At 71.5% G+C, this 25,916-nt stretch carries 22 protein-coding genes; 12 read left to right on the top strand and 10 right to left on the bottom strand.

Features of this window, described 5'->3' with window-relative positions; translation table 11 throughout:
* The first annotated feature begins 31 nt into the window (after positions 1-31).
* The gene (locus OG440_RS35415) at positions 32-1,132 is read left to right on the top strand and encodes an LUD domain-containing protein (protein ID WP_406010841.1); all 1,101 of its coding nucleotides are present in this window, start codon (positions 32-34) and stop codon (positions 1,130-1,132) included.
* 117 nt (positions 1,133-1,249) lie between these two features.
* Positions 1,250-1,846: an HD domain-containing protein gene (locus OG440_RS35410; protein ID WP_406010840.1), complete on the top strand. Its 597-nt coding sequence runs from the start codon at positions 1,250-1,252 to the stop codon at positions 1,844-1,846.
* An 85-nt stretch (positions 1,847-1,931) separates the two neighbouring features.
* Here OG440_RS35410 and OG440_RS35405 read toward each other — a convergent pair whose 3' ends face one another.
* Positions 1,932-2,264, bottom strand: coding sequence for a hypothetical protein (locus tag OG440_RS35405; RefSeq protein WP_406010839.1), 333 nt, complete (start codon positions 2,262-2,264; stop codon positions 1,932-1,934).
* A 202-nt stretch (positions 2,265-2,466) separates the two neighbouring features.
* Here OG440_RS35405 and OG440_RS35400 point away from each other — a divergent pair, with 202 nt between their 5' ends.
* Positions 2,467-5,454, top strand: a complete 2,988-nt coding sequence (locus OG440_RS35400) for a carbohydrate binding domain-containing protein (protein WP_406010838.1) — start codon at positions 2,467-2,469, stop codon at positions 5,452-5,454.
* Positions 5,455-5,478: 24 nt separating this feature from the next.
* Here the strand turns inward: OG440_RS35400 and OG440_RS35395 are convergent, their stop codons facing one another.
* Positions 5,479-5,751, bottom strand: coding sequence for a hypothetical protein (locus OG440_RS35395; RefSeq protein ID WP_406010837.1), 273 nt, complete (start codon positions 5,749-5,751; stop codon positions 5,479-5,481).
* A gap of 217 nt (positions 5,752-5,968) precedes the next feature.
* Here OG440_RS35395 and OG440_RS35390 point away from each other — a divergent pair, with 217 nt between their 5' ends.
* Together OG440_RS35390 and OG440_RS35385 are read left to right on the top strand one after the other, a co-directional pair.
* Positions 5,969-6,610: a hypothetical protein gene (locus OG440_RS35390; RefSeq protein ID WP_406010836.1), complete on the top strand. Its 642-nt coding sequence runs from the start codon at positions 5,969-5,971 to the stop codon at positions 6,608-6,610.
* Between the two features lie 315 nt (positions 6,611-6,925).
* Entirely contained in the window at positions 6,926-7,450 is a 525-nt protein-coding gene (locus tag OG440_RS35385) for a hypothetical protein (RefSeq protein WP_406010835.1), read from the top strand.
* Between the two features lie 93 nt (positions 7,451-7,543).
* Here OG440_RS35385 and OG440_RS35380 read toward each other — a convergent pair whose 3' ends face one another.
* The gene (locus tag OG440_RS35380) at positions 7,544-9,826 is read right to left on the bottom strand and encodes a M4 family metallopeptidase (RefSeq protein ID WP_406010834.1); all 2,283 of its coding nucleotides are present in this window, start codon (positions 9,824-9,826) and stop codon (positions 7,544-7,546) included.
* 447 nt (positions 9,827-10,273) lie between these two features.
* On the opposite strand from OG440_RS35380, the gene OG440_RS35375 reads away from it, so the two are divergent.
* Positions 10,274-12,217, top strand: coding sequence for a CASTOR/POLLUX-related putative ion channel (locus tag OG440_RS35375; RefSeq protein WP_406011549.1), 1,944 nt, complete (start codon positions 10,274-10,276; stop codon positions 12,215-12,217).
* 142 nt (positions 12,218-12,359) lie between these two features.
* Positions 12,360-12,830, top strand: coding sequence for a hypothetical protein (locus OG440_RS35370; RefSeq protein ID WP_406010833.1), 471 nt, complete (start codon positions 12,360-12,362; stop codon positions 12,828-12,830).
* 78 nt (positions 12,831-12,908) lie between these two features.
* Here the strand turns inward: OG440_RS35370 and OG440_RS35365 are convergent, their stop codons facing one another.
* The 7 genes from OG440_RS35365 to OG440_RS35335 form a co-directional block, all read right to left on the bottom strand.
* Positions 12,909-13,361 (bottom strand): flavodoxin family protein, encoded by a 453-nt coding sequence (locus OG440_RS35365; RefSeq protein WP_406010832.1) that lies wholly within the window; start codon positions 13,359-13,361, stop codon positions 12,909-12,911.
* A gap of 299 nt (positions 13,362-13,660) precedes the next feature.
* Entirely contained in the window at positions 13,661-15,592 is a 1,932-nt protein-coding gene (locus OG440_RS35360; RefSeq protein WP_406010831.1) for a DUF2264 domain-containing protein, read from the bottom strand.
* Positions 15,593-15,625: 33 nt separating this feature from the next.
* On the bottom strand, positions 15,626-16,681 hold the full coding sequence (locus OG440_RS35355; protein WP_406010830.1) for a LacI family DNA-binding transcriptional regulator: 1,056 nt from the start codon (positions 16,679-16,681) through the stop codon (positions 15,626-15,628).
* A gap of 49 nt (positions 16,682-16,730) precedes the next feature.
* Positions 16,731-18,380 carry an extracellular solute-binding protein gene (locus OG440_RS35350; protein WP_406010829.1) on the bottom strand — a complete coding sequence of 550 codons (1,650 nt, stop codon included), beginning with the start codon at positions 18,378-18,380 and terminating at the stop codon, positions 16,731-16,733.
* A 34-nt stretch (positions 18,381-18,414) separates the two neighbouring features.
* The gene (locus tag OG440_RS35345; protein WP_406010828.1) at positions 18,415-19,302 is read right to left on the bottom strand and encodes a carbohydrate ABC transporter permease; all 888 of its coding nucleotides are present in this window, start codon (positions 19,300-19,302) and stop codon (positions 18,415-18,417) included.
* Positions 19,299-20,153, bottom strand: a complete 855-nt coding sequence (locus tag OG440_RS35340; RefSeq protein ID WP_406010827.1) for an ABC transporter permease — start codon at positions 20,151-20,153, stop codon at positions 19,299-19,301. The genes OG440_RS35345 and OG440_RS35340 overlap by 4 nt, the downstream gene beginning before the upstream one ends.
* Before the next feature lie 268 nt (positions 20,154-20,421).
* On the bottom strand, positions 20,422-20,772 hold the full coding sequence (locus OG440_RS35335; RefSeq protein ID WP_406010826.1) for a hypothetical protein: 351 nt from the start codon (positions 20,770-20,772) through the stop codon (positions 20,422-20,424).
* Here OG440_RS35335 and OG440_RS35330 point away from each other — a divergent pair.
* The 5 genes from OG440_RS35330 to OG440_RS35310 all read left to right on the top strand — a co-directional run bounded on the left by OG440_RS35330 (position 20,771) and on the right by OG440_RS35310 (position 25,863).
* Positions 20,771-21,085: a hypothetical protein gene (locus OG440_RS35330; RefSeq protein WP_406010825.1), complete on the top strand. Its 315-nt coding sequence runs from the start codon at positions 20,771-20,773 to the stop codon at positions 21,083-21,085. The genes OG440_RS35335 and OG440_RS35330 overlap by 2 nt on opposite strands.
* 158 nt (positions 21,086-21,243) lie before the next feature.
* On the top strand, positions 21,244-22,380 hold the full coding sequence (locus OG440_RS35325; RefSeq protein ID WP_406010824.1) for a LacI family DNA-binding transcriptional regulator: 1,137 nt from the start codon (positions 21,244-21,246) through the stop codon (positions 22,378-22,380).
* A 285-nt stretch (positions 22,381-22,665) separates the two neighbouring features.
* Positions 22,666-24,063: an ABC transporter substrate-binding protein gene (locus OG440_RS35320; protein WP_406010823.1), complete on the top strand. Its 1,398-nt coding sequence runs from the start codon at positions 22,666-22,668 to the stop codon at positions 24,061-24,063.
* Position 24,064: 1 nt separating this feature from the next.
* The gene (locus OG440_RS35315) at positions 24,065-24,934 is read left to right on the top strand and encodes a carbohydrate ABC transporter permease (RefSeq protein ID WP_406010822.1); all 870 of its coding nucleotides are present in this window, start codon (positions 24,065-24,067) and stop codon (positions 24,932-24,934) included.
* Positions 24,931-25,863: a carbohydrate ABC transporter permease gene (locus OG440_RS35310; protein WP_406010821.1), complete on the top strand. Its 933-nt coding sequence runs from the start codon at positions 24,931-24,933 to the stop codon at positions 25,861-25,863. Before OG440_RS35315 ends, OG440_RS35310 begins: the two co-directional genes overlap by 4 nt.
* Positions 25,864-25,916: the final 53 nt, after the last annotated feature.

Here is a 25,916-nt window from a genome sequence, read left to right as displayed (position 1 = left end):
AGGACGACAGCCTGACGAAGAGGGAACCCCGATGAACGATTTCCGGACCATCGCCGACCGCGTCGAGATCGAGGCACTGCGCGGCGAGTTCACCGACGCGGCGATGATGCGCGACCGGCCCCGCCTGGCGTCGCTGTTCACACCGGACGGCGTGCTGCGCATGCCCGACATCCCCGCCGAGCAGGTCGGCCGCGAGGAGATCCTCGCCGGGGGCGAACGGCTGCAGAGCCAGTGGGACTTCTTCGTGCAGACCACACACCCCGGGACGATCCTGCTCGACGGCGACACCGCCACCGGGCGCGCCTACATCCAGGAGCTGGTGCGTGCCCTCGACGGACGCCAGGGGCTGAACTACGCCGTCTACCACGACCGTTACCAGCGCACGATGGAGGGCTGGAAGTTCGCCGAGCGGGTGTACGAGGTCAGGTACCTCGACACCTCCCCGCTGGCGGGCACGGCTCCCCATGCGGCGCGGAGCTCCGGGACCGACCGGACGGACGCCGCGGTCTCCCCGGCTCCGGCCGCGTCCTTCGCCGACCCGGCCTCGTCGCGACGACTGGAGCGGGTGGCTGCCGCGCTGCGCGCCAACGGCTTCGCCGCCGAGGTCCTCGACGACGCCGCGGCCGCACGTGTCCGCGTCAAGGACCTGATCCCCGAGGGCGCCGTGGTGTTCACCGGGGCCAGCGAGACCCTCCGGCTGTCCGGCATCGACGAGGACATCAACGCCGGCGGCCGCTACGACGCCGTCAGGCCGCGCGTCCTGGCCATCGACCGTGCCACCGGCGCCGACGAGATCCGAACGCTGCTCGCAGCCCCCGAATTCGTGGTCAACAGCGTCGCCGCGGTCACCGAGACCGGCTCGCTGGTCCTCGCCTCGGGCAGCGGCAGCCAACTCCCCGCCAACGCGGGCGGCGCCGCCCACGCGGTCTGGATCGTCGGCGCGCAGAAGGTGGTGCCCGACCTGGGCACGGCGCTGCGCCGCATCGAGGAGCACGCCCTCCCGCTGGAGAACGCCCGCGCCCAGGCGGCGTACGGGACGCCGAGCGCCGTCAACCGTCTCCTCGTCCTCAACGCGGAACCCCGCCCGGGACGCGGCACCGTGCTGCTTCTCCGGGAGGCCATCGGATACTGACCCGGCCCCGGCCACGGAGTCGGGCTCGCCGGACGGCCGGCCGGCGGCAGCGGTCCGGCCGTCCGATGCCGGTGGCCGACTCCGCTCGCGCCGCGGGTGGGAAGGTACGCTGCCGGGGTGCTCCTTCCGACGCTCGCCGAGGTACGTGCGCTGCACGAGCGGTACGCGCCCTCGCCCGAGGCCCTGGACCTCGTCTTCACGCACTGCGAGATCGTCTGCGGCATCGCCGAACAGCTCGTGGCACGGACGGACCTCCCCCTCGACGCCGACCTCGTCCGTGTCGGCGCCCTGCTCCACGACATCGGCGTCTACCGCCTCTACGACGACGACGGTCGGATCGATCACCGCGACTACGTCCGTCACGGCGTGCTCGGCCACGAGATCCTCCACGCGGAAGGGTTCCCGGAGCGCCTGCGCCGCTTCTGTTCCTGCCACACGGGGGTCGGTCTCACCCGGCAGGACATCCGCGAGCAGGGACTCGGCATACCCGAGGCCGACTATCTGGCCGAGACCGTCGAAGAGCAACTCGTCATGTACGCCGACAAGTTCCACAGCAAGACGACTCCCCCCACATTCCTCACCGCCGACTCCTACGCGACGCGTGTGGGGAGGTTCGGCGCGGACAAGGTCCGCGCGTTCGGCGTTCTGCGTGCCCGGTTCGGCGAACCCGACCTGGCGTCGGCCCGGGTCCGATACGGCCACGCGCTGACGTGACGCCGACGGCGTGGACACGCGACGCGGAGTTCCGCTCCGAAGCTCGCGCCGAGGCCGCTCCCGAGCTGTCGGCCGGCCCGGATCTCTAGAGCAGTTGCAGCACCTGAGCGGCCAGGAATCCGAGCAGGCCGACGTGGAAGAGGACCAGGCAGATCCACTGCGTGACGGACATGCGCCAGCGCGCCGCCTGGAGGATCTCCCACTCGCTCACCGCGAAGGCCGCCAGCCCCAGGGCGAGCACCTCCCACACCACGTTCCACCAGCCCGAAGGGGTCGCCCCCGTCGTGGCGTCCATGGCTGCGGGGATGCGCGTGACGCGCCCCAGCAGGATGAAGGCGATCAGCAGCTTGTGCCAGCCATGACGGAACGTCGGCGCGGTGGTCGCCACCCGAGCGGCGGGTGCGGATCCTGTAGACATTCGCACATTTGATCACCATCGCGGGATGGAAGCCATTGTTCCGTTCGCCCGGCCGGGCGGTCCTGCCTCTTCTCCCGCCGCGCGAGATCTCTTTACGGAGGTGTCATGCCCCTGTAACTTCCGTTCGCAAGTCCTTTCAGGAAGTTGCCGGTTGCTCTTTCATGGCGACTCCCTCCATCCGCTGCCCGTACCGGGAGAGGCCATGAGGCGCGCACCGAGAACATCCCGCAGGCGCACACCACCACGTTCGCTCGCCGCCGCCCTCGTGGCGGCCGGACTGGTCGGGCTGCTCGCCGGCCCGTCCGGATCCGACCCCGTCCCGCTGCGGACGACGGCCGCGGACTCGAACACGGCGACCGTCTTCTACTACACGAAGACGAAGAACTGGGCCGCGACCTATCTGCACTACGCCCCCGACGGCGGCGCCTGGACGACCGTCCCCGGCGCGCTCATGGAGGCCGCCTGCACCGACTGGGTGAAGCGGACCGTCGACCTCGGCTCGGCCGCGGGGCTCCAGGCCACGTTCAACAACGGCAGCGGCACCTGGGACAACAACGGCGGCGCCAACTACGCGCTGGGCACCGGCCCGGTGACCGTCAAGGACGGGGTGATCGCCCACAGCGATCCGTGCGCGGGCACGGAGACGGGCAACGGCAACGCGGCCACCCTCTACTACTCCACCACCACCTCCGGATGGACCACCGCCAACATCCACTACGCGCCCACCGGCGGCACGTGGACGACGGCACCCGGCGTCGGCATGGAGGCCGCCTGCACGGGCTGGTGGAAGAAGACCCTGGACATCGGTACGGCGACATCCCTCGAAGCCGCGTTCAACAACGGGAACGGCGTCTGGGACAACAACAACAGCGCGGACTACACGATCCCGCTCGGCACCACGACCGTGAAGGACCGGACGGTCACCTCCGGCGCGGCGGACCCCTGCGCGGCCGAGGTACCCGACACGCAGGCGCCGACCGCCCCGGCCGGGGTCACGGCGAGCGCCACCGGCACGTCGGTGGTGGTGGGCTGGGGCGCCGCCACCGACAACAAGGGCGTGACGAAGTACCAGGTCACGCGCACCGGAGGCACCCTGGGGACGAGGGTCACGGATGTCGGCTCGACGGTCCTCTCCGACACGGGGCTCGAGGAGAAGACCACCTACACGTACACGGTGAAGGCGGTCGACGCGGCCGGGAACACCTCGCCCGCCTCCGCAGCGGCGACCGCGACGACCGGTGAGCGCGCACCGGCCCCGGCGAGCGGCACCCCGCTGGGCACCGACCCGCGCAAGGACCCCATCTACTTCGTACTCACCGCTCGCTTCTACGACGGTGACACCACGAACGACCGCGGCGGCAGCCAGCACGTCAAGTCCGGGAACGCGGCGAACGACGACCCCATGTTCCGCGGGGACTTCAAGGGCCTGGTCGAGAAACTCGACTACATCAAGGCGCTCGGCTTCTCGGCGGTCTGGATCACGCCCGTGGTCCTCAACCGCTCGGACTACGACTACCACGGCTACCACGGCTACGACTTCTACAGGGTCGACCCGCGCCTGGAGTCCGCCGGCGCCTCCTACCAGGATCTGATCAACGCCGCCCACGCCAAGGGCATGAAGATCTACCAGGACGTCGTCTACAACCACAGCTCGCGCTGGGGCGCCAAGGGCCTGTTCACACCGACCGTGTACGGGGTCCGCGACACCCAGTGGAGCTGGTACTACGACGAGAAGGCCGAGGGCTTCGAGTACGACGGTCTGACGGTGGAGCCGAAGTCGGGGAAGTCGTACTACAACGGCGACCTGTGGTCGACGGCCGAACCGACCGGCAACACCTGCCTGAACTGGGGCAAGCCCACCGGAGGCAAGAGCGCCGAGGGCTACACCCTCTACAACTGCCAGTGGCCGAGCCCCACTTCGGGCATGTTCCCGAAGACCTATTACCACCGGTGCTGGATCGGCAACTGGGAAGGCGAGGACTCCCGGTCCTGCTGGCTGCACGAGGACCTGGCCGATTTCGACACCGAGTCGACGCCGGTGCAGAACTACCTCATCGGCGCCTACGACAAGTACATCGACATGGGCGTCGACGGCTTCCGGATCGACACGGCCGTCCACATCCCGCGTGTCACCTGGAACCGCCGCTTCCTGCCCGCCATCTACGACCGGGTCACCCAGAAGTTCGGCACGCAGGCGGCCGCCAACTTCTTCGTCTTCGGCGAGGTCGGCGCGTTCGTCAACGACAAGTGGAACCGCGGATCCGTGAACCACTCCGCGCAGTTCTTCACGTGGAAGGAGCGCAAGGAGTACAGCGCGGACGACGAGACGGCGGCCCTCGAACAGTTCACCTACGAGAACAACCTCGGTACCGGGAACCAGCCGACGTCGGCCAACGCCTTCCTGAGCGGCAACAGCTACCACACGCCCGACCGCAGCCTGTTCTCCGGCATGAACATCATCGACATGCGGATGCACATGAACTTCGGCGACGCGCAGAACGCCTTCAGCAACGGCAAGGACTCCGACGACAGCGTCAACGACGCCACCTACAACGTGGTCTACGTGGACAGCCATGACTACGGGCCCAACAAGTCGAGCACGCGCTACAGCGGCGGCACCGACGCCTGGGCCGAGAACATGGCGCTCATGTGGACCTTCCGCGGCATCCCGACGCTGTACTACGGCTCGGAGATCGAGTTCCAGAAGGGCAAGCAGATCGACTGCGGGCCGACCTGCCCGCTGGCGTCCACCGGGCGCGCGTACTTCGGCGACCAACTGGCCGGTTCCGTGACCGCCTCGGACTTCGGCACGGTCGCCGGCGCGAGCGGTACGGTCGCCACCACCCTGGCCCAGCCACTGGTCAAGCACCTCCAGCGGCTGAACCAGATCCGCCGGTCGGTCCCGGCTCTCCAGATGGGCCAGTACTCGACCGACGGGATCAGCGGCGGAATGGCCTTCAAGCGCCGCTACACCAGCGGCGGCACGGACAGTTTCGCCCTGGTGACGGTCACCGGCGCAGCGAGCTTCACGGGTATCCCGAACGGCACGTACACGGACGCCGTCACGGGTGACGTGAAGAGCGTCTCGAACGGCACCCTGTCGGTCGCCGCCCCCGGCAAGGGCAACCTGCGGGTGTACATACTGAACGGGCCCGGGAAGATCGGCACCGACGGGCCCTATCTGAAGTAGCACCGCCGCGGGACCAGGGCTGGTTCAGGGGGCGCCCGGTGCGTCGCCCCGCCAGTCGAAACGGCGGTCGTCGCCGCTGCGCCGTCCGTACAGCGCACGGCCGCCGGGCCCGTAGCGGCCTATCTCCGTGATCAGCGCGACCTCGCGCAGCTCGTGCCCGGTGCGGTCCGTGACGTCGAGCAGCAGCCCGTCCAGCGGACCGCCCACGAGTTGCGCGTACGCGCGCTCCGGGCGGGGTCCCGCGTCGTCGTGATCGGCGCCGTAGACCCGGCCCCGCAAGAACTCAGCCTCGTCCATGACCAGCAGCTTGTCACCCACCACTGACAACGGCCCGGTGAGCACTCTTCGGCCAAGGCGGTGGCGGAAAAGCGGCAGCCGGGCGCGATTCCCGACCCGGCCGGGTATCCACCCCCTACGCATCTTTGTGTATGGGGTGGGGGGGCCGGCCCTGATGGCACGCAGGCGGGAGCGGGCGCGGAGCGGCGAGTCGCCGCGGGCCCGCCGTCGAAGGACCGTGTACGAGTTACGCGCGTCGGGCCGTTACGGACCGAGGCTGCCCGAGGTGCTGCCCGCCCTCGCCGCCTCGGTCGTGGTCGTCGGCGCCGCGCTCGGGGGGCTGGCGCTGCTCTACCGCGCGTTCGGTGGTCCGGTCTGCGCGCTGTCCCTCGCGCCGCTCGTGGTGGTCGCCGCCGTTCTGCGTCGTCGGTCACGGCGGCCCGCCCGGCGGCGGGGCGGGTACTACACCGCCCAGGAACTGGCGGAGTTGGACATGTCCGGGCTGGTACTCGCCGTGGCCCGGATGCTGCGTCGGGACGGCTGGCGGGTGCTGCCGCCGCCTCGGCACGACACCCACCATCTCGCCGCCCGTGACGGTGGCGGACGGCTGCTCGACGTGGCGTTCCGCCCCGTGGCCGAGCCACTGCCCGACGAGGAGTCGGCCTGTTCGTGCCGGGCACGGCTGCGGGTTCGGGGGCGGGCCGGTCCCCCGCTGCGGCTCGTCGTGCACCGGGGCACGTTCACCCACCGGGACGAGGTGTGGGCCTCGCGCGAGCCCCACACGTACCTGATCGACGGCCCACGCCTGCAACTGTGGGCGCGCGGAACACCCTTGGCACAGCTCGCGGGCGGGCTCGCGCCCTCCCCCGGGCGGGCGTGAACCCGGTCCGTCGCGGGGGGGCCGGGGCATCCTCCTTCGCCCGGCCGCGTGGAACACCTCGTCGCCCGCGCACGCCGGACTGAGCGTTCACTTTCGCTTCATTGCAACGCTTCGGGAATGCTTGTTGCGTTGAAATTCAATCCATTGCAACGAATTCAACGAATCTAGCTGCGATTACGCGGCCTTCGGGCCGTTAACTTGTTGCTCAACTTATGAATGCAACGTAGCGTTTCTACAACAAGAAACTACGGACGCAAGGCCCCCAGGGTCGAGGCTCCGCGTTTCGCCGAGGAGCGATCCCCAGGGGGGCGGGTCATGAGGACAAGACACAGTTCGCGGAGGTCGAGAACCGGCGCCTGCTCCGCGTTCGCCCGCTTCGTACTCTGTGGCGGCGGCGTGGGCCTCACGTCCAGCTTCGCCGTGGCCGCCCTCGCCTCCTGGATCCCCTGGATCCTCGCCAACGCCCTGATCACCGCGGCCTCCACCCTCCTCGCCACCGAGCTGCACGCCCGCTTCACCTTCGGGACGGGCGGGCGCGCGACCTGGCGCCAGCACGCGCAGTCGGCCGGATCCGCGGCGGCCGCGTACGCGGTGACCTGCGCGGCGATACTCGCCCTGCATCAGCTGACGGCGGCCCCCGGCGCGGTGCTCGAACAGATCGTCTACCTGTCCGCCTCCGCACTCGCCGGTGCCGCGCGGTTCGCGGTTCTGCGCCTCGTCGTCTTCGCGCGCAACCGTTCGCAGGTCGCTGCCGCCGTCCGCACCGCCCCCCTCGGGAACGCGCCCGTGGTCCGCACCGGAGCACCGGTCGGCGCGGCGATGCTCTGCCGCACCGCCTGACCGTTCGGCCCGGGCACGATGCCGCCGCCCGGGTCTGGGGAGACCCGGGCGGCGGCGTCGAGCGGGGAGCGAGTCGGTCGGGGCGTCACACGGTCAGGGCGTCAGCTGCCAGCCCCGGACGTACCCCACGTCGATCGACGCGCGGTCCTGGACCCGCAACTTCCAGGTACCGGTGACGGGTTGGGCCGAGGCGTCGACGGTGAAGGTCTGGTCGACGTTGTCCGCGGAGCCGCCGGTGCGGTTGAGGAGCGGGTAGACGGTGCCGTCGGGGCCGACGAGGTCGACGGTCAGGTCACCGCGGTAGGTGTGGACGATGTCGACGTAGACCGAGGTGGTGGCGGAGGCACTGCCGTCGCGGCCCGCGATGGTGATCGGGGACTCCACCGCGGCGCCGTTGTCGGGGATGTCGACGCGGGTGGAGGTGGCGTAGATGTACGCGATCCGCCAGGCGAAGGTGTCCGTGACGGACGCGCCCGTGCTGTCGGTGACGGTGACGGCGACCTCACCGGTGCCGGGGGTGGTCGGCGTCCCGGAGATCAGGCCGTTCGCGCCGAGGGTCAGACCGTCGGGCAGGCCGGTGGCCTCATAGGTCAGCCCCGCACCGGAGTTGGTGGTGTACGCGTCCACCTGGAGGCTGACCGACTGGCCGACTCCGCTGGTCTGGTCGGCGATCGGGGCGACGTTGACGCCGAGGGCTATACGGCTGCCGACGTTGATGCCGGCCCAGGCGTCGGCGACGGCGAGATAGGTGGGGCTGTAGGCGCCGAACAGGTCGGCCGACGCCTGGAGGGTGGCGGTGCGGGCGCCCGCGTAGTTGGTCGACGAGGTCATGTACGTCGTCAGCGCCCGGTACCAGATCGCGGCGGCGTTCTCGATGCCGATACCGGTGACGGCCCGGCCGTCGTAGGTCGGGCTGTCGTAGGCGACGCCGTTGACGGTCTTGGCGCCGCTGCCCTCGGAGAGCAGGTAGAAGAAGTGGTTCGCGGGGCCCGAGGAGTAGTGGACGTCGATGCCTCCCAGGGTGGAGCTCCAGCTGTCGCGGGAGGAGCCGTCCCTGGAGGGCTTGTCCATATACCGCAGCGGGGTCCCGTTGCCGTTGATGTCGATCTTCTCGCCGACGAGGTAGTCGCCGGGGTCGGCCGCGAGGTTCGCGTGGAACTCGACGGCGGCGGCGAAGATGTCGGAGGTCGCCTCGTTGAGACCGCCGGACTCACCCGAATACGTCAGGTTGGCGGTGGCGGCGGTGACGCCGTGGCTCATCTCGTGGGCGGCCACGTCGAGGGCGGTCAGCGGGTGCGTGTTGCCCGAGCCGTCGCCGTAGGTCATGCAGAAGCAGCTGTCCTGCCAGAAGGCGTTGACGTAGTTGTTGCCGTAATGGGCCCGGCTGTAGGCGGCGACGCCGTCGTTGCGGATGCCGTTGCGGCCGTACGCGTCCTTGTAGAAGTCCCAGGTGGCGGCGGCGCCGTAGGCCACGTCGACACCGGCGGTCTGGCGGTTGGACGGGGTGCCGTCGCCCCAGACATCGTTGTCGTCCGTGAAGAGGGTGCCGGTGCCCGAGGTGCCCTGGTTCAGGTCGTACGTCTTGTGCCCGGCGCGGTCGCCGTCGATGAGCTGGTATGTCGAGCCCGCCAGGGTGCTTCCGACGGAAACCGTGCCGGCGAACTGACCGGTGCCGGTGCCGGTGTGCACCTTCTCGGCGGCCAGGATCTCCTTGCCCGTGGTCGCGTCGGTGACCACCTGGAGTTCGCTGGGCGTGCCGTCCCGCTGGACGCCGTCGACGACCGTCTCCCAGGCCAGGACCGGCTTGCCCGCGCCGGCCCAGACGACGAGACGGGGCGCGCTCCCGGTCTCGGCGCCGGTGACGTCGGCGCTCCTCGCGGCCGCGAGGGCCTTGTCGCCGGCGGCGGTCACGGAGAGCTTCGGGCTGAGGGACGGCAGCATGAGCGTCGCCCCACTGGCTCTGGACACGGTGGTCCGGCCGCTGTCGAGGTGGACCAGCAGGTCGCCGCCGAGGACGGGCAGTCCGGCGTAGGTGCGCTCGTAGCGGGTGTGCGTGGTGCCGTCGGCGTCCTGGACCACGTCCTTGACGACGAGCTTCTCCCGCGAGCCGAGGGCGAGCCGCCGGGCCATGGAACCGGCCGTGGTCTGGGCGCTCTTGATCAGCGAGGCACGACGGGCCGGGGACAGGGCCGTGGCAGCCGCACCGGCGCGGGGCGTGGCGGTGATCTTGGCGGGGCCCGAGCCGGGGCCGGGGTCGGCGGGCGCCGCGCCGGCGGTGCCGGCGGGGGCTCCCAGGGCGAGCAGGGTGCCTATGGCTGTCAGGGCGAGGGCGGTGGCGCGTCGGCGCCGGAGGGTGGGGCGGTGTCGCCGGGGCAACGGGGACTCCTTCTGTGCGACGGTCGGCCCGTGGTGGGGACCGAGGTGGGCGGACCGACGGGACGGGCCGGTCCGGAGCGCTGCACGGCAGGCGGGTGGAAGGAGGTGGGGGGTGGGTGGGATGCCCCGCGTGATGCGGGTGTGAAGGAAGGGTGAACTTCGGCAGCAGCGTGGCATCGCGTCCACAGGTTTGTCATGGGAATGCCAAAACTACGGCTGGAAATGACCATGCCCGGCCGGGTATCCGCCCTGCTCGGCGCATGTTTTCAGCCGCGGGCGCGACCCTCTTCCCCGAAAGGGTGAATACGGGGACCCTCACGGCGTGTCGGGGCACTCCGGGCAGCACCCTGCGAGTTCAGCGGGCGACGGAACATGGCGGCGGAAGAGCGGCACACAGGGGGCGCGGTGGAAGAGCAGCGGCGAGGGCCGATCTCGTTACGGGAGCGGATGCGCTACCGGTTCGACAACACACTGGCCCGCAGCACCGGCAGACTGGTCGGCTGGCTGGCCGTGACCTGCCTGGGCATCGTCGTTCCGGCGAGTGCGCTGCTGGTGTGGACGGACCCCGCCTCGCCCCGTTCGCTGTCGGGCCGGCTGACCGCGGTGTGGCGGGTGAGCGCGGAGACCCTGCGGCTGGGCGCGGTGACCGGCGCCCCGCTGCGGATGCTGCTGTCGGTGGTGCTGGGCCTGATGGCCCTGCTGTACGTGTCGACACTGATCGGCGTGATCACCACCGCCCTCACCGACCGCCTCACCGAACTGCGCCGGGGCCGCTCCACCGTGGTGGAGACGGACCACTCGGTGGTCCTCGGCTGGTCGGAGCAGGTGTTCACGGTGGTCGGCGAGCTGGTCGCGGCGCGCCCCGATCAGCGGTGGGGCGCGGTCGTGGTCCTCGCCGACCGGGACAAGACTGAGATGGAGGAAGCGCTGGCGGCCGTGCTCGGACCCACCGGCACCACACGGCTGATCTGTCGCAGCGGCTCCACGGCCGACCCCGAAGCGCTCGGTCTGGTCAGTCCGGGATCGGCGAGGGCGGTGCTGGTCCTGCCCGCCACGGAGACCGCCGGGGACGCGGAGACCGTACGGACCCTGCTGGCCCTGCACGCCGTCCTCGGTGAACACGCGGGCCCACCCGTCGTCGCCTGCGTACGGGACGAGCGGTACCGGACAGCGGCCCGGCTGGCCGCGGGTCCGCGGGGCATCGTGCTGGAGTCCGACCGGACGGCGGCCGGGCTGATCGCGCACTCCGCGCTCCACCCGGGCCTGACACCCGTGCTCCGGGAACTCCTCGACTTCGCGGGCGAGGAGTTCTACCTCGCCGACGCCCCCGAACTCGTGGGGCGCCGATTCGGCGACGTCCTGCTCGACTGCGCGACGGCCGCCGTGGCCGGGCTGGTGCGAGCCGACGGCACTCCCCTGCTCAACCCGCCCGCCGAAACCGTCCTCGCGCCGGGGGACCGTCTCGTGGTCGTGGCGCCGGACGCCGACACCGCGCGGTGGGAGGACTGCCGGCATCTCGTGGAGCCGTCGCCGCCGGCCGAACCCGGCCCGGACGCGGACACCCCCTCGCGTTTCCTGCTGCTGGGCTGGAACCGTCGCGCGCCGCACCTGGTCGACCAGCTGCGCCGCCACGCGCGGTGGGGGTCGCACCTGCACGTCGTCACCGACCCGGCGGAGCAGGCGCCGCCGACGCCGCCGCTGCCGGAACCACGCAGGGACCCCGCACTCGCCGACGGTTTCGCCGTGACCTTCGCAGCCGCCGATCCGACCGAACCCTCGGCCCTGCGCGGCCTGGACCCGGGCTCCTACGACCGGATCATCGTGCTGGGACCGGACACCGGAGCCGACGCCGACCGGCCGGACCATCGCACGCTGGTCGTCCTGCTGATACTGCGGTCCCTGGCGCGGGAGGCCGGCCGGGCCGTCCCGGTCGTCGCCGAACTCGCCGACGAACGCAATCGCGTCCTGGCCCCGCTCGGACCGGGCTCCGAGGTGGTCGTCGGCGGACAGCTGACAGGGTTGCTCATGGCGCAGGTCTCGCAGAACGGACAGCTGGCCAAAGTGTTCGAGGAACTGTTCGCCGCCGGCGGCAGCGCGCTGCGATTGCGCCCGGCCCATCACTACGTCCTCCCGGACCGGCCCGCGTCCTTCGCCACGGTCGTGGCGGCGGCGCGCGACCGCGGCGAGTGCGCCATCGGCTACCGCTGTCACGACCCCGCCGCCGCGCACACACGCCACGAGGTCCGGCTCAATCCCGCCAAGGACGGCAGACGGATCTGGAGCCGCGCGGACGAGATCGTCGTGATCGTTGCGGACGCCGCGGCCGAGGGCGGTGCCGGTGGAGCGGGTGAGACGGGTGGGAGCCACGTGGCGCGGGTGGACGTCTCCTAGCGGTCCGCCCCCGGGCGTCAGCGCGCATCGCGGCTCTGGGCCGTTCGAGTGGTCCCCTTCCGCTCCCCGTCGTAGCGTCGGTAGAGAACTTCATCCGGGCGCGGACACAGACGGCTCCCGGTTCGGTCGGGCGGGAGCTGCCATGCGACACACGACGAGAACAGCGGTCATGCTCGGTGCGGCGCTGGGCCTCACGGCGGCCGTCGGCTCGGCCTCGGCCGTACCGGCCGCGTCGCCGCCCACGGCGGCTCGCCCGGCCGCGGTGCGGCAGGCCACGGCGCCGGTCCTGGTCGACTGCCTCTGGCATGCCAAGGTGCGGCCCGGCGACTTCATCCTGGCGTGCGGCGACGGCAACAGCCGTCTGGTCTCGCTGCACTGGGACAGCTGGGGCGCCAAGTCCGCGCGGGCCACCGGGGTCAACGTGGTCAACGACTGCGATCCCTACTGCGCGGCGGGCGCCTTCCACCCGTACGCCGTCGTCGTGAAGCTCGACCGGCCGCAGCCGTGGAAGAAGCACCCGCAGGTGCAGCACTACAGCCGGATCACCCTCACCTACCTCGGGGACAGGCCCGAGCAGTTCGGTCGGGTGGTGACGTACCCGCTCTGGAACTGAGCCTCTCGCTGCCCGGCCCACGGTCTCCCACCCCGTCCCGCCGTCTCACGCTGATTCCGCGTGTCGGCGCGGGGCCCCTCAGTCCATCAGGCCGGCCGCGACCGTCGCGCCCAGTTCCCAGCAGGCCGCCACATCCGCCTTGTCCGGCTCCCCGGTGACGGTGACCGGCTCGGCCGCACGCCGCCAGCCCAGGCCCGTGGTGATGGTCTCGATGCCACGCACGGCGCCGGTCACGTCGTTGCCGCCGTGTACGTAGTAGCCGAAGGGCCGGCCACGGGTGGTGTCGAGGCAGGGGTAGTACACCTGGTCGAAGAAGTGCTTGAGCGCGCCGGACATGTAGCCGAGATTGGCCGGTGTGCCCAGCAGGTAGGCGTCGGCGGCCAGGACGTCGGAGGCGGTCGTGGCGAGGGCGGCCCGGCGTTCGACGCGGACGCCCTCGATCTCCGGCGCCGTCGCGCCCGAGACGACCGCCTCGAAAAGCGCCTGGCAGTTGGGCGAAGGGGTGTGATGGACGATCAGCAAAGTGGCCACGGCACGGAACCCTGCCCGCTCCCCCGGCCCGGCCGCAAGCGACGCCGCGCGGACGGGCCGGGCCCGGGGTGGCCGGGGGCAGCCGGAACCGGGGGCGGGGGTGGCCGAGGGGCGGGGCGGGGGGTCGGGGCGGGGTGGCCGAGGACAGCCGGAGCGGGGGGCCGGGGGCGGGGCCGAGGGGGCTGGGGGCGGACCAGGCCTGGGATCGTGCCTCGTCCCCGCAGCGCGTCGCCCCCGCCGCGCGTCATCCCCGTCGCGCGCCATTCCCGTCACGCGCCATTCCCGTCACGCGTCGGCTCTCACCTCGGATCGGGCACCGGGGTGACGATGACGGTCTCGGTCGTGCCGTCCGGGAAGCGGACCTCGAGGGTGCCCTCACTGACAAGGACCGCGCCCGCGCCCGTCTGTACGTCCGCCGCGGCGATCGGGTCGGCGGTGAGAACGACCAGCGTCGCCAGCAGCCCCGCGCCCCCCGGGTGCGGGGCGGTGAGGACGGGGACGGCCGAGTGGTCGCCATAGGCGTTGTGGCCCCGGGCCCGGGTCACCTCGGCGGTGGCGTCCTCCCAGCCGAACAGGCCGACGAGGGCCGAGGTGAGACCGTCGGTGCGGCGGGCCACGGCCCAGGCCTCGCCCGTCCCCGCGAGGGGCGGGGCCACGTCGCAGGCCACCGCCCAGCCGCCGGCCCGGACGGGCGTGCCTGCGGGGGCTTCGACGCGGTGCACGCGGATCTCCCACGGCCCCCGCACCACGCTCGCCGTGGTGACGCGCAGGCGCTCGTCGCCGTCCGCGCCGAGCGGGGTGTGCCAGGACGCCGCCCGCCGGCCCTGCGCGTATAGCGGGTGGATGCGGCCGCGACGGGTCGGACCCGTGGGGACCAGCAGGGCGATGCGGTTGTCGGGACCGGGTGGTGCGCCGGGCGGCGGGGTCTCGGGGGCCGTCGCGGTGGAGTAGGCGAAGCCCGTGTAGTGCGGGCTGTCGTCGGAGCCGGCGGGTGGCGGCGGGAGCCGGTCGGTACCGTGGTTGACCAGCCGGACGATCCCGTCGGCGGCCGTCGAGTGCAGCAGCCACCCCGGCGCGGGCAGGGCCAGGTGCCGGTCGGCGGTGTCGACGGGACCCGCTTCCTCGGGCGCGGTCCACACCGGGTGGTCGGCGGGCAGCAGCAGACCGAGGAAGGCCTTGCTCGCCCAGTACGGGGAGGCCGGACCCGAGTACGGCTGGGTGACCGGCAGATAGGGCTGGTACCAGCCGAGGCTCAACAGGCCTCGCTCGTCGGGCACTCGATGGTCGGCGAAGTGCTTCAGGGCACCCGAGGCGAGGCGGCGGGTGCGGCCGGGTGACAGGGGGGTGACGTCCGCGAGGGCGCCCGCCCAGAGCGGGGCGGCGGTGGCGTAGCGGTAGGTGAGGGAGCGGCCCTGGTGGACGGGAGCGCCGTCGGAGCCGAAGAAGTACTGGTGGACGTCGAGGAACTCGCGCAGGCGGGCGCGGTGGGTGGCGACACGGGCGGGGTCCGCGCGGTGGCCGGCGACCCGGGCCCACAGGACGGGGTAGAGGTGCAGGGCCCAGGCGTTGTAGTAGTCGAACTTGCGGCCTTCGCCGTCGGTGTACCAGCCGTCTCCCCGGTACCAGTCGTCGAGGCGGTCGAGTCCGCCGTCGATCTCGGCGCGGTCGTGCGGACCCCCGACGGAGGCGAGGAACTCCTCGGCGATGACCTGGAACAGCCGCCAGTTGGAGTCGTTGGCGGTGGCTCCGACGAAGCCGCCCAGCCACGCGACCGCCATCTCCCGCGTCCGGTCGGGCAGTCGGTCCCAGATCCAGGGGCGGGTCTCGTGCAGGGCGATGGCCACGGAGGCGGCCTCGACCATGGGCTGGCCGCGGTCGGTGATGGGCGGCCAGTGCTCCGGGTGGCGGGGGTCGACGCCGGCGGCGAGACCGGCGGCGTAGCGCTCGATCAGGGTGGGGCCGACGTCGCCGCCCGAGCCCGCGATCCGGAACGCGGCCAGGAGGAACGAGCGGGCGTACCCCTCCAGCCCGTCCGACCAGGCACCGGAGTGGCCGGCGCGGCCGGGCAGCCGGTACTGGGCGAGGCCGGGGCCGGCGTACGGACGGATCGCGGCGAGCAGCCGGTCGGCGGTGGCCTCCCAGTGGGCCCTGGTGTAACCGGTGTAGGGGGACAAGGTGGGATCGGGGGGCGGCAGGTGGCCGGCGTCGGCCGACGGATGCGGCGCGGTCATACGGGGACGGTTCCTCCGCGGGTCGGTCGTCGGTCAGTGGGCGCGCCCGGGCGGGGGCGCGGCGACGCTGTCGCGTACGACGATGTGGGTGCCGAGCAGATGGTGGGTCGTGGCGGCCTGATCGGGGTCGCGCAGGGCGATGCGCACGGCGGCGCGGCCGAGTTCCTCGGCGGGTGTGCGCACGGTGGTGAGGGGCGGGTGGAAGTCCTCCGCGAGGGGGATGTCGTTGTAGCCGACGACGGAGATGTCGTCGGGGACGCGCAGCCCGGCCTCGGCGAGGGCGCGCAGGGCGCCGGCCGCGACCATGTCGTCGCCGGCGACGACCGCCGTGAACTCCCGCTCCTCCTTGAGGAGTTCGGTCATCGCTCGGAGCCCGGCGGCCCGTCCCAGGCCGCAGTCGACGACCTGGGCGGTCTCCGGTGGGACGCCGTGGTCGGCGAGGGCGGCGCGGTAGCCGCGTACCCGGGCGTCCAGGGCGGTGTTGCCGGGCAGTCCGCCGAGGAAGACGATCCTGCGGTGCCCTGCCGAGAGCAGGTGCCCGGTGATGGCGCGGGCACCGGCCTCGTTGTCGAACTCGACGACGAGCGCGGGGATGTCGGGGTCGGGGGCGGGCCTGCCGCAGAGCACCAGGCGGGCCCCGGCGGCGTCGAGGGCCTGCGCGTAGTGCGCGACGCGTTCCCGGTAGGCGTCGTCCTCGACGACCCCGCCGACCAGGATGACCAGCCGGGCACCCTCCTCCCGCATGAGCTGCACGAACTCCAGCTCGCGCTGCGGGTCCCCGCCGGTGGTGCCGACCAGGCAGAGCCAGCCGTGGGTGGCGGCCTCCGCCTCGACGCCCTCGGCGACCTGGGCGTAGAACGGGCTGGTGACCTGGCGCACGACGACGGCGACGGTCTTGCGGCCGCCGCCGACGAGGGCGCGGGCGTGGGCGTTGGCGACGTAGTCGAGGGCGCGGGCGGCGCGCAGCACCCGGGTGCGGGTGGCCGGCGGAACCGGGTAGTTGCCGCTGAGCACGCGGGAGACCGTGGCCACGGACACGCCCGCGCGTTCGGCCACCTCGCGGATGGTCACCCGTCCCTGTGCCGTCATGTCGTACCCCGTTCCCCTCGTCCGTGTCCGTTCCGCCGCCGGCGCCGACTCAGGTGTTGGCGTCGTACTCCTCGGCGTACTCCCCGGCCATTCTGTCGCCGCCCCGCGAGCGCCAGGTCCGTACCGCCTCGTCGTACTCGGACATCGGCGTGCGGCCGGCGATCACGGCGGTGATCGTGTCGTCCATCAGGGCCTTGAGCGTGGCGCCCTGGGAGGTGTCGGTCGGGGACTTCAGGCCGAAGGAGGCGTTGCGGATCGCCACCGGGACGACGGTCCGCTGCCAGGTGTGCAGGGCGCGTACGGCGTCGGGCAGGCCGGGCAGGAACAGCACCTGAGGGCCCTCGGCCAGGTAGCGGAACGGCAGGTTGGACACGTTCTCCACCTCACCGAGCTTCGTCGCCTGCGGGGAGCCGTCCTTCCCGCGGGTGAAGTGGACGCCCTCGACGCCGTAGTGGACGAGTTCCCACTCCTTGGTCCCGAAGGGGGCCGCGAGGTGGTCGAGGAGGCGCAGCAGCATCCGGATACGTTCCTTGCCGGCCTTCTTCAGGATCGTGTAGCCGAAGGAGCGGCGGGCGGCGACGACGCCCCCGGGGGTGCCGTCGACGCTGTACGGCAGGGCCGGCGCCGGGGTCAGCAGTCCCTCGGAGTCGGGGTAGCGGGTCTGGTAGGCGCCGAAACCGTCCTGGAGGGCGGCGACGGTGCCGTTGAGGAAGAGGGTGCCGAGGTCCACCTGGGACATCGAGGTGGCGTCGGGATGGTAGGACCCGTTCTTGCGCAGCTGGGCCTGGAAGGCGACGGCGGCCTTGAAGCGGTCGTCGCCGTAGTGGGGATGGAAGGTGCCTGCCTTGTCGACGGCCCAGCCGTTCGGGGCGCGGTGCGCGGCGGCGTGCACGGCGTTGCCGAAGAGGGAGCCGACGGAGGCGCCGAGCGCGTACCGCCTGCCGTGGGTGGCCTCGCGGGCGACGGCCGCGAAGTCCGTGGAGGCCCAGCCGCCTCTCATGCCGGCCTCGGTGAACAGGCCCTGGTTGAGCCAGAGGGTCGAGCCGGGCAGCGGGCGTTCGAGCGGGATGCCGTAGAGCCGCCCGCCGATGCGGCCCATGTCGCGCCAGGCGTGGGTGGGGATGCCCGCCAGGTTGGGGTGGTCCCGGATCGCCTCGCCCGAGAGGTGGGGTGTGAGGTCCTCGGCCCTGCGCTGCACGAACTGGGCTTCGCGCGGCAGGGTGACGCCGGTGAAGACGTTGATGATGTCGGGCAGCGAGTCGGGGTCGCCGGCCATGACGGTGGCCATCTTCTTCTGGTAGTCGGCCTGCGGGACCACCGTGAACTCGATCTTCACGCCGAGGGCCTTCTCGACGGCCCGCCAGTACTGGTTCCGGTCGGCCGCTTTGGGCGGGGTGCCGAAGGTGACGGCCAGGACCTTCACGGTGGAGCCGTCGCCGGGCGTACCGGAGGTCGAGGTGACGAGGGAGGAGGGGTAGGAGGTGAAGCCCGCCTGGACGCCCGCGTCGGTGGGCGCGAGGTCGGGCCGGGGGCCGGCGGGAGCCGCGTAGGCGGGCCAGGGGGCGAGTTCCTTGCCCGCGTTGGAGACGCCCTTGTCGTCCGAACCCGTGGAGCAGGCGGTGAGCAGGCCGGGGACGGCGACGGCGGCGCCACCCGCGGCCACGGATCGCAGCAGCGTGCGTCGGGACATGCCGGACATGACGAATGACCTTTCTGCGGGGCGAGGTGCGGGGTCAGCTCTTGACGGCGCCGGTGAGCACGCCCTTGGTGAAGTACTTCTGGAGGAAGGGGTAGACGAGCAGGATCGGCACGGTGGCGATCACCAGCACGGCCATCTGGATCGTCTGCGGGGCGTGGACCGCGGCCTCGCCGGTGGTGGTGTCGGTGAGGCCGGAGCCGGCCACGACGTAGGTGCGCAGCACCTGCTGCACCGGCCAGTGGTCGCTCTCGAGGTAGAGCGAGGCGTAGAACCAGGAGTTCCAGTACGCCACCGCGTAGAACAGTCCGACCACGGCGAGCGCCGCTTTCGACAGCGGCAGCACGATGGACCACAGAGCGCGAAGGTCTCCGGCGCCGTCGAGGCGGGCGGCCTCGTAGAGCTCCTCGGGGATGCCCTGGAAGAAGCCGCGCAGCACGACCAGGTTGAAGACGTTGACCAGCACCGGGAGGACCAGCGAGCCGTAACTGCCCAGCAGGTCCAGCTCCTTGACCAGCAGGAAGCCCGGGATCATGCCCGGCGGGAAGAGGAAGGTGAAGAGGATCAGCAGCAGGACCGGGCGGCCGCCGAACACGTGGGGGCGGGAGAGGGCGTAGGCGAGGGTGACCGTGCAGACGAGACTCAGCGCGGTGCCGACCAGGGTGACGCCGGCGCTGACGGCGAGGGCGTGGGTGACGATGCCGCCGTCGAGGATGTCCCGGTACGCCTCCAGGGTGGGGTGCTCGGGCCACAGCACCCAGCCGCCGTTCGCCACGACCTCGCGCGGGGCGGCGAGCGAAGTCGACACGATGACGAGGAAGGGCACGCAGACCAGGAGGACGACCGCGGCGAGGGCGACGGCCTTCGCGGCCTGGGTGGCGGGCCGCGGCTTCTCCATCCAGCCGGGGCGGGTCCGGGCGCTCACCGGTAGACCCCCTGTTCGCCGAGCCGGTGGGCGACCTTGTTGGCCGTGTACACGAGCAGGGCGCCGACCAGACCCTTGAACAGGCCCGCGGCGGCCGCGAATCCGTAGTCGCCGCCGACGATGCCCCGGTAGTAGACGAACGTGTCGATGACCTCGGCCGTCTGCGGGCCGACCGCGTCGCGCTGGAGCAGCATCTGTTCGAAGCCGACGGAGAGGATGTCGCCGAGCCGCATGACGAGCAGCAGCACGATCACCGGCCGGATGGCCGGCAGGGTGACGTGCCAGAACCGCCGCCAGGGCCCGGCGCCGTCGATCGCGGCGGCCTCGTACTGCTGTTCGTCGACCTGGGAGAGCGCCGCGAGGAAGATGATCGTGCCCCAGCCGGCGTCCTTCCAGATCACCTGGGCGACGACGAGGGGGCGGAAGGCGTCGGGGTTGCCGACGATGTCGACGGTGTGCAGTCCCGCGTCGCCGAGATAGCCGTTGACCATGCCGGTGTCGCCGAGGACCTGCTGGAAGAGGGCGACGACGATCACCCATGAGACGAAGTGCGGCAGATAGGCCACGGACTGCACGAAGCGGCGGACCGTGCTCCAGGTGAGGGTGTGCAGGAGCAGTGCGAGGCCGAGCGGGACGGGGAAGTAGAAGACGAGTTGGAGGACGGCGATCCAGAGGGTGTTGAGGACCGCGTCCCAGAACTCGGCGTCCTCGAACATGCGCCGGAAGTTGCCGAGTCCGACCCACGGGCTGCCCCAGATGCCGTCGAACGGCACGTACTCCTTGAACGCGATGACATTGCCGGCGAGCGCGCCGTAGTGGAACACGAGGAAGTAGGCGAGCCCCGGCAGCATGAGCAGGAACAGCGTCCGGTGGCCTGATCTCTGAAAACGTTTAAGTTCTTTTCGGCGCCGAAATGGGCGTCGGGGCGCGCTGCACTCTTCCTTTTTACTGGGGTTCTCGCGCAGCAACGTCGCCACGGAGCCTCCTCCCCTCGGGGTCGAGTGAGGTGAAGTTAAAACGTTTTCAGAACACGGGTCAACACTTCTGACAGAGCTCGGCCGTACCCCGCCGTGGCGGAACCTGCGGCATGGCACCCTGACATGACGGGTACTCAGGGACTCATGAGGGACGCATGTTCATGAACATGACACGCAGGCTCATGACGCACAGGCACACGACAGGCAGGGAGGGAAGGATGCTCATCCGGAGTTCGGTGATGGTGTGCACGGCCGCGGCGCTGGCGCTGGCCGGCTGCTCGTCGGGGGACGACGGGAAGGCGGCGGAGCCGACGGACGACGCCGTCGCCTCGGTGACCGTCTCCGACCCCCCGTCGGCGTCCGCCTCACCCTCTCCCTCGGCGCCTCCCCCCTCCTCTTCCGCCTCCCCCGCCTCCCCTTCCGTGTCGCTGCCCGCGTCGGCGAGCCCGTCGCCCGTGCCCGTCACCGGCCCGGACCAGAAGCTGGTGACCATGACCGTGAGCGGCGGCTTCGCCGGGGTGAACCGGCAGGTGGTCCTGCGCGGTGACGGCACGGTCCGGACCACGGACAGCGGCGAGAGCGCGGTACGCCGCACCACCACGGCCCAGTTCACGACGCTGCGGACCCTGCTCGGAGATCCGGCACTCGCCGACGTCCCCGCCTTCGCGATCGACACGGGATCGGCCGACAGGTTCCAGTACACCCTTCAGTTCGGCGGCCGTACGGTCATGACGGACCGCTCCACCGACACACCCGCGCTCGACCGCCTCATCGGCGCCCTGGAGAAGTGGCTGCCCACGAGCTGACCCCCGGGCCGTCGACGCCCGGTATGTGTGACGGATACGTTCCCAACCCTTGACGGCCGACTTATGACTGCGTAGACATGACAGCGCAGACATGACTGCGCAGTCAGACCGACGACGTCTGGCATCATCGTTCGCACGTGCGGCCACCGGGAGACACCATGACGCGAGGAACAGGGCGGGGCGGGAACACCGCCGCGCCACGCAGCGTGGACGTGGCCCGGCTGGCCGGCGTCTCGCAGAAGACGGTCTCCCGGGTTTTCAACGACGAGCAGTACGTCTCCGCCGATGTGCGCCGACGCGTCCTCGAAGCCGCCGAGGAGCTCGGTTACCGGCGCAACAACGCCGCCCGGGCACTGGCCTCCGGGCGGACCCGCTCCATCGGTGTGGTGACGCTGGGCACCGCCCTGTACGGTCCCGCCTCGCTCCTCATGGGAGTCGAGCGGGCCCTGCGGGACACGGGATACGCGCTCCGCGTGGTCAACACGATGGAAGGCGACCCGGCGGGCATCACCGGCGCCGTGGACTCGCTCCTCGACCAGGGAGTGGACGGCATCGTCATCTCCGAACCGATCGACGAACGGGGAGCCGACGGTGAGGTCGCCCTCCGCGTCGACGTGCCGGTGCTCGTCCTCGGCGCGCCGTCCCCCGTCGTCGCGCCCACGGTACTGACCGCGGGCGACGGAGCCGACCTGATGGCCCGCGTGGCCACCGAACACCTCCTGGACCTCGGGCACACGACGGTCCACCACCTCGCCGGACCGCGGCGCTGGTACGCCGCCCGGGACCGGCTGGAGGGCTGGCGGAGCACGCTGGCCGCCCACGGCAGGGACGTGCCGCCGGTCGTCGAGGGCGACTGGTCGGCCGCCTCCGGGTACGCTGCCGGACGGAAACTGGCCGCCGACCCGGCCGTCACCGCCGTGTTCGCCGCCAACGACGACATGGCGATCGGACTGATCCGCGCGCTCACCGAGGCGGGACGGCGGGTGCCCCAGGACGTCAGCGTCGTCGGCTTCGACGACGTCCCGGTCGCCGCCTTTGTGACTCCTCCGCTGACCACGGTGCCGCAGCCCTTCGACGCCGTGGCGCAGGCGGGGCTCAAGCGCCTGGTGCACACCATCGAGAACCCCGAGGCCGACCCCCTGCCGGCGAGCGACCCACCGATCGACCTCGTCGTCCGGTCCTCGACCGCACCCCCGCCGCACCGGACGACCCCGGCTCGCGGACGGCACGCCACCGCCCCCTCCCCCGCGCACACCGCGCCACCGGCGAAGGGAGGCCCCTCGGCATCGCACTGAGCAGCACCACCCGACCCGGCCGACCCCCCTTCTGGCCGCGCGCGACGTGAAGCCGAGCCGCTGTACCGTCCGCGCCCTCGCCACCGGCTCGTCACCGGAGCCGCACCGGGCCGCCGCTGATCGCGGCGCGACCCGAGCCCGCTCCGCCCTCGCCGTCTCCCTCTCCTCCAGCCTCGACCGCATCGGCCCGTAGGCCCCGGTCGTCGCGCCCACGCCTTCCTCACCCATGCCTCCGCACGCCCATGCCAGGCGTGTCGTGACCATCGCCTCCGGCGGGAGTTCCCCATGCCCCAGAACACGTCCACATCCATGTCCGGCCCCTCCCCGATGAGCCGTCGGCTCTTCCTCACCGCGACGGGCGCCCTGTCGCTCGGCGCCGCCCTCACCGCCTGCGGCGGGGACGACTCCGCCGGTTCCGCCGGCTCCGCCAAGCCGGTCGCCCAGGCCGACATCGACAAGGCGATGAAGACGCCGACCGAACTGACGTTCTGGACCTGGGTCCCGGACATCGACAAGGAGGTCGCGCTCTTCGAGGCGAAGTACCCGGCCATCAAGGTCAAGGTGGTCAACGCGGGCCAGGGAACCCCGCAGTACACCAAGCTGCGCACGGCGCTGAAGGCCGGCAGCGGGGCCCCGGACATGGTGCAGATCGAGTACCAGGCCATTCCGACGTTCACCATCACCGACAGCCTGCTCGACCTGCGCCCGTACGGCGCCTCCGCGCTCGAGTCCACCTTCGTGGACTGGACCTGGGGCCAGGTCGGTGGCAGCGGCGGCGAGGTGTGGGCGATCCCGCAGGACACCGGCCCGATGGGCATGCTGTACCGGCAGGACATCTTCGACGAGCACGGCATCGACGTCCCCACGACCTGGGACGAGTTCGCCGCGGCGGCCCGCAAGCTCCACAAGGCCGACCCCGACGTCTACCTCACGAACCTCGCGGCCAACCAGGTCGCCGCCTGGCACGGCCTGTTGTGGCAGGCGGGCGCCAAGCCCTACGTCACCGCCGGCAAGAGCGACATCACCATCAGCGTCGACGACGCGGTGTCGCAGAAGCTCGGCGCGTACTGGGGCGGCCTCGCGAAGGAAGGCGTCATAGGCGTCGAGCCGGACTTCACCGACTCCTGGTACGCGGCCCTCAACAAGGGCAAGTACGCCACCTGGATCACCGCCGCCTGGGGTCCGGTCTTCCTCTCCGGGTCCGCGAAGGCCACCGCGGGCAAGTGGCGGGCGGCGCCGCTGCCGCAGTGGGACGCCGCCAAGCCCAGCTCGGGCAACTGGGGCGGCTCGACCACCGCGGTCATCCGCTCGACCAAGAACCCGATCGCGGCGGCGATGTTCGCGCAGTTCCTCAACACCGACCCCGCCAGCGCGAAGATGTTCGCCACCGAGCAGTTCTTCTTCCCGGCGACCAAGGCCCTGCTGACGGACGCCGAGTTCGTGTCGGACGCACCCTCCTTCTACGGCGGCCAGAAGGTCAACAAGGTCTTCGCCGACATCAGCTCCACGGTCAACTCCTCCTTCCAGTGGCCCCCGTTCCTCGACCAGGCGGCGACCGACTGGACCGAGACGGTCGGCAAGTCCCTCGCCGACAAGTCCGACACCCTCCGCGCGCTCGGCACCTGGCAGTCACGGCTCACGTCGTACGCCAAGAACCAGGGTTTCACCGTCAAGGGAAGTTGAGATGCGCCGTCATCGAGCGGCAGGACCGCTGTTCGTCGCACCGTTCATGGTGCTGTTCCTGCTGCTCTTCCTCGCCCCGCTCGGCTACGCCGCCTATCTGAGCCTGTTCCGGGAACGCCTCATCGGCGGCACGGCGTTCGTCGGGCTCGACAACTACGCCCAGGCACTGGGCGATTCGCAGTTCCTGCACGGCCTGGGACGCGTCGCGCTGTTCTTCGTGGTCCAGGTCCCCGTGATGCTGCTGCTGGCGCTGGCCTTCGCGCTGGCCCTGGACAGCGGGCTGCTCCGGCTCGCCCGGGTGATCCGGCTGGGCATCTTCGTCCCGTACGCCGTCCCGAGCGTGGTCGCCACGCTCATGTGGGGCTATCTGTACGGGCCGGACTTCGGCCCCTTCGCCCAGCTCGGCCGCGACCTCGGTCTGCCCGCCCCGGACTTCCTCGGCGAAGGCTGGATGCTCGGCAGCCTGGCGAACATCGTGACGTGGGAGTTCGTCGGCTACAACATGATCATCCTGTACGCCGCCCTGCGCACCGTCCCCGAGGAGCTGTACGAGGCGGCCTCGGTGGACGGGGCCGGCGCCTGGCGCATCGCCTGGTCGATCAAACTGCCGGCCCTGCGCCCGGCGCTGATGCTCACCCTGCTGTTCTCGGTGATCGGCAGCTTCCAGCTGTTCAACGAGCCGAAACTGCTGATGACCATAGCCCCGGACGTGATCAGCAGCTCCTACACCGCCAACCTCTACGCCTACACGCTCGCGTTCACCGGCCAGCAGGTCAACTACGCGGCCACGGTGTCCTTCCTGCTCGGCCTCGTCATCGTGGCCGCCTCCTACGCCGTCCTGCTCACCGCGAACCGCAGGAGGTCCTCGTGACGACCACGACCCCACCGCCCACCGTCGCCGCGCCGACGCGGCCGGCCCCCGCCACTCCCCCGGGGCGGCGCCGGCGCGGGGCCCGGCGCAGCACCCCGCTGACGATCGCCATGCTGGCCGCCCTGGCCTACTTCCTCCTTCCGCTGTTCTGGCTGCTGATCGCCTCGACCAAGAGCACCCAGGACCTGTTCAACAGCTTCGGCCTCTGGTTCTCGCACGCCCCGCAGTTGCTGACGAACGTCAGGGAGACCCTCACCCAGGACGACGGGGTCTTCCTGCGGTGGCTGGTCAACACGGTGCTGTACGCCGGTGTCAGCGCGGTCGGGGCCGCGTTGCTCGCGGCCGCCGGCGGGTACGGCTTCGCGAAGTTCCGCTTCCGCGGCGACCGGGCCGCCTTCAACCTGGTGCTCGGCGCCGTCATGGTCCCGACCACCGCGCTGGCGATCCCGACCTATCTGCTCTTCGCCAAGGCGGGCCTGGTCAACACCCCTTGGGCGGTCGTCCTGCCCTCGCTGGTCAACCCCTTCGGCCTCTACCTCATGCGTGTCTACGCCCAGGACGCCGTCCCGGACAGCGTGCTGGAGGCCGCCCGCATCGACGGGGCCGGCGAGGCCCGGATCTTCTTCCGGATCGCGCTGCGGCTGCTGGCTCCGGGCCTGGTGACGGTCCTGTTGTTCACGCTCGTGGCGACCTGGAACAACTACTTCCTGCCGCTGATCATGCTGAACGACCCGGATCTGTACCCGGTCACGGTCGGCCTCTCCTCCTGGGCCGCGCAGGCCCAGAACGGCGGGGCGGGCTCCAGCAGCGACATGCTCGCCCTGGTCGTGACCGGCTCCCTCATCTCGATCGTGCCGCTCGTCGTGGCGTTCCTGCTGCTCCAGCGGTACTGGCAGAGCGGTTTGGCCGCCGGCGGCGTCAAGCAGTAACGCGTTTCCCGTCGTTTCCCCCCATCTCCTCGTTCCCCCACTTCCTTGCTTCT

The sequence above is a fragment of the Streptomyces sp. NBC_00637 genome, assembly GCF_045161545.1.
Classification (GTDB): domain Bacteria; phylum Actinomycetota; class Actinomycetes; order Streptomycetales; family Streptomycetaceae; genus Streptomyces.
Note: the sequence above shows the minus strand (reverse complement) of the source record. Positions and strands in the feature narration are given on the sequence as shown.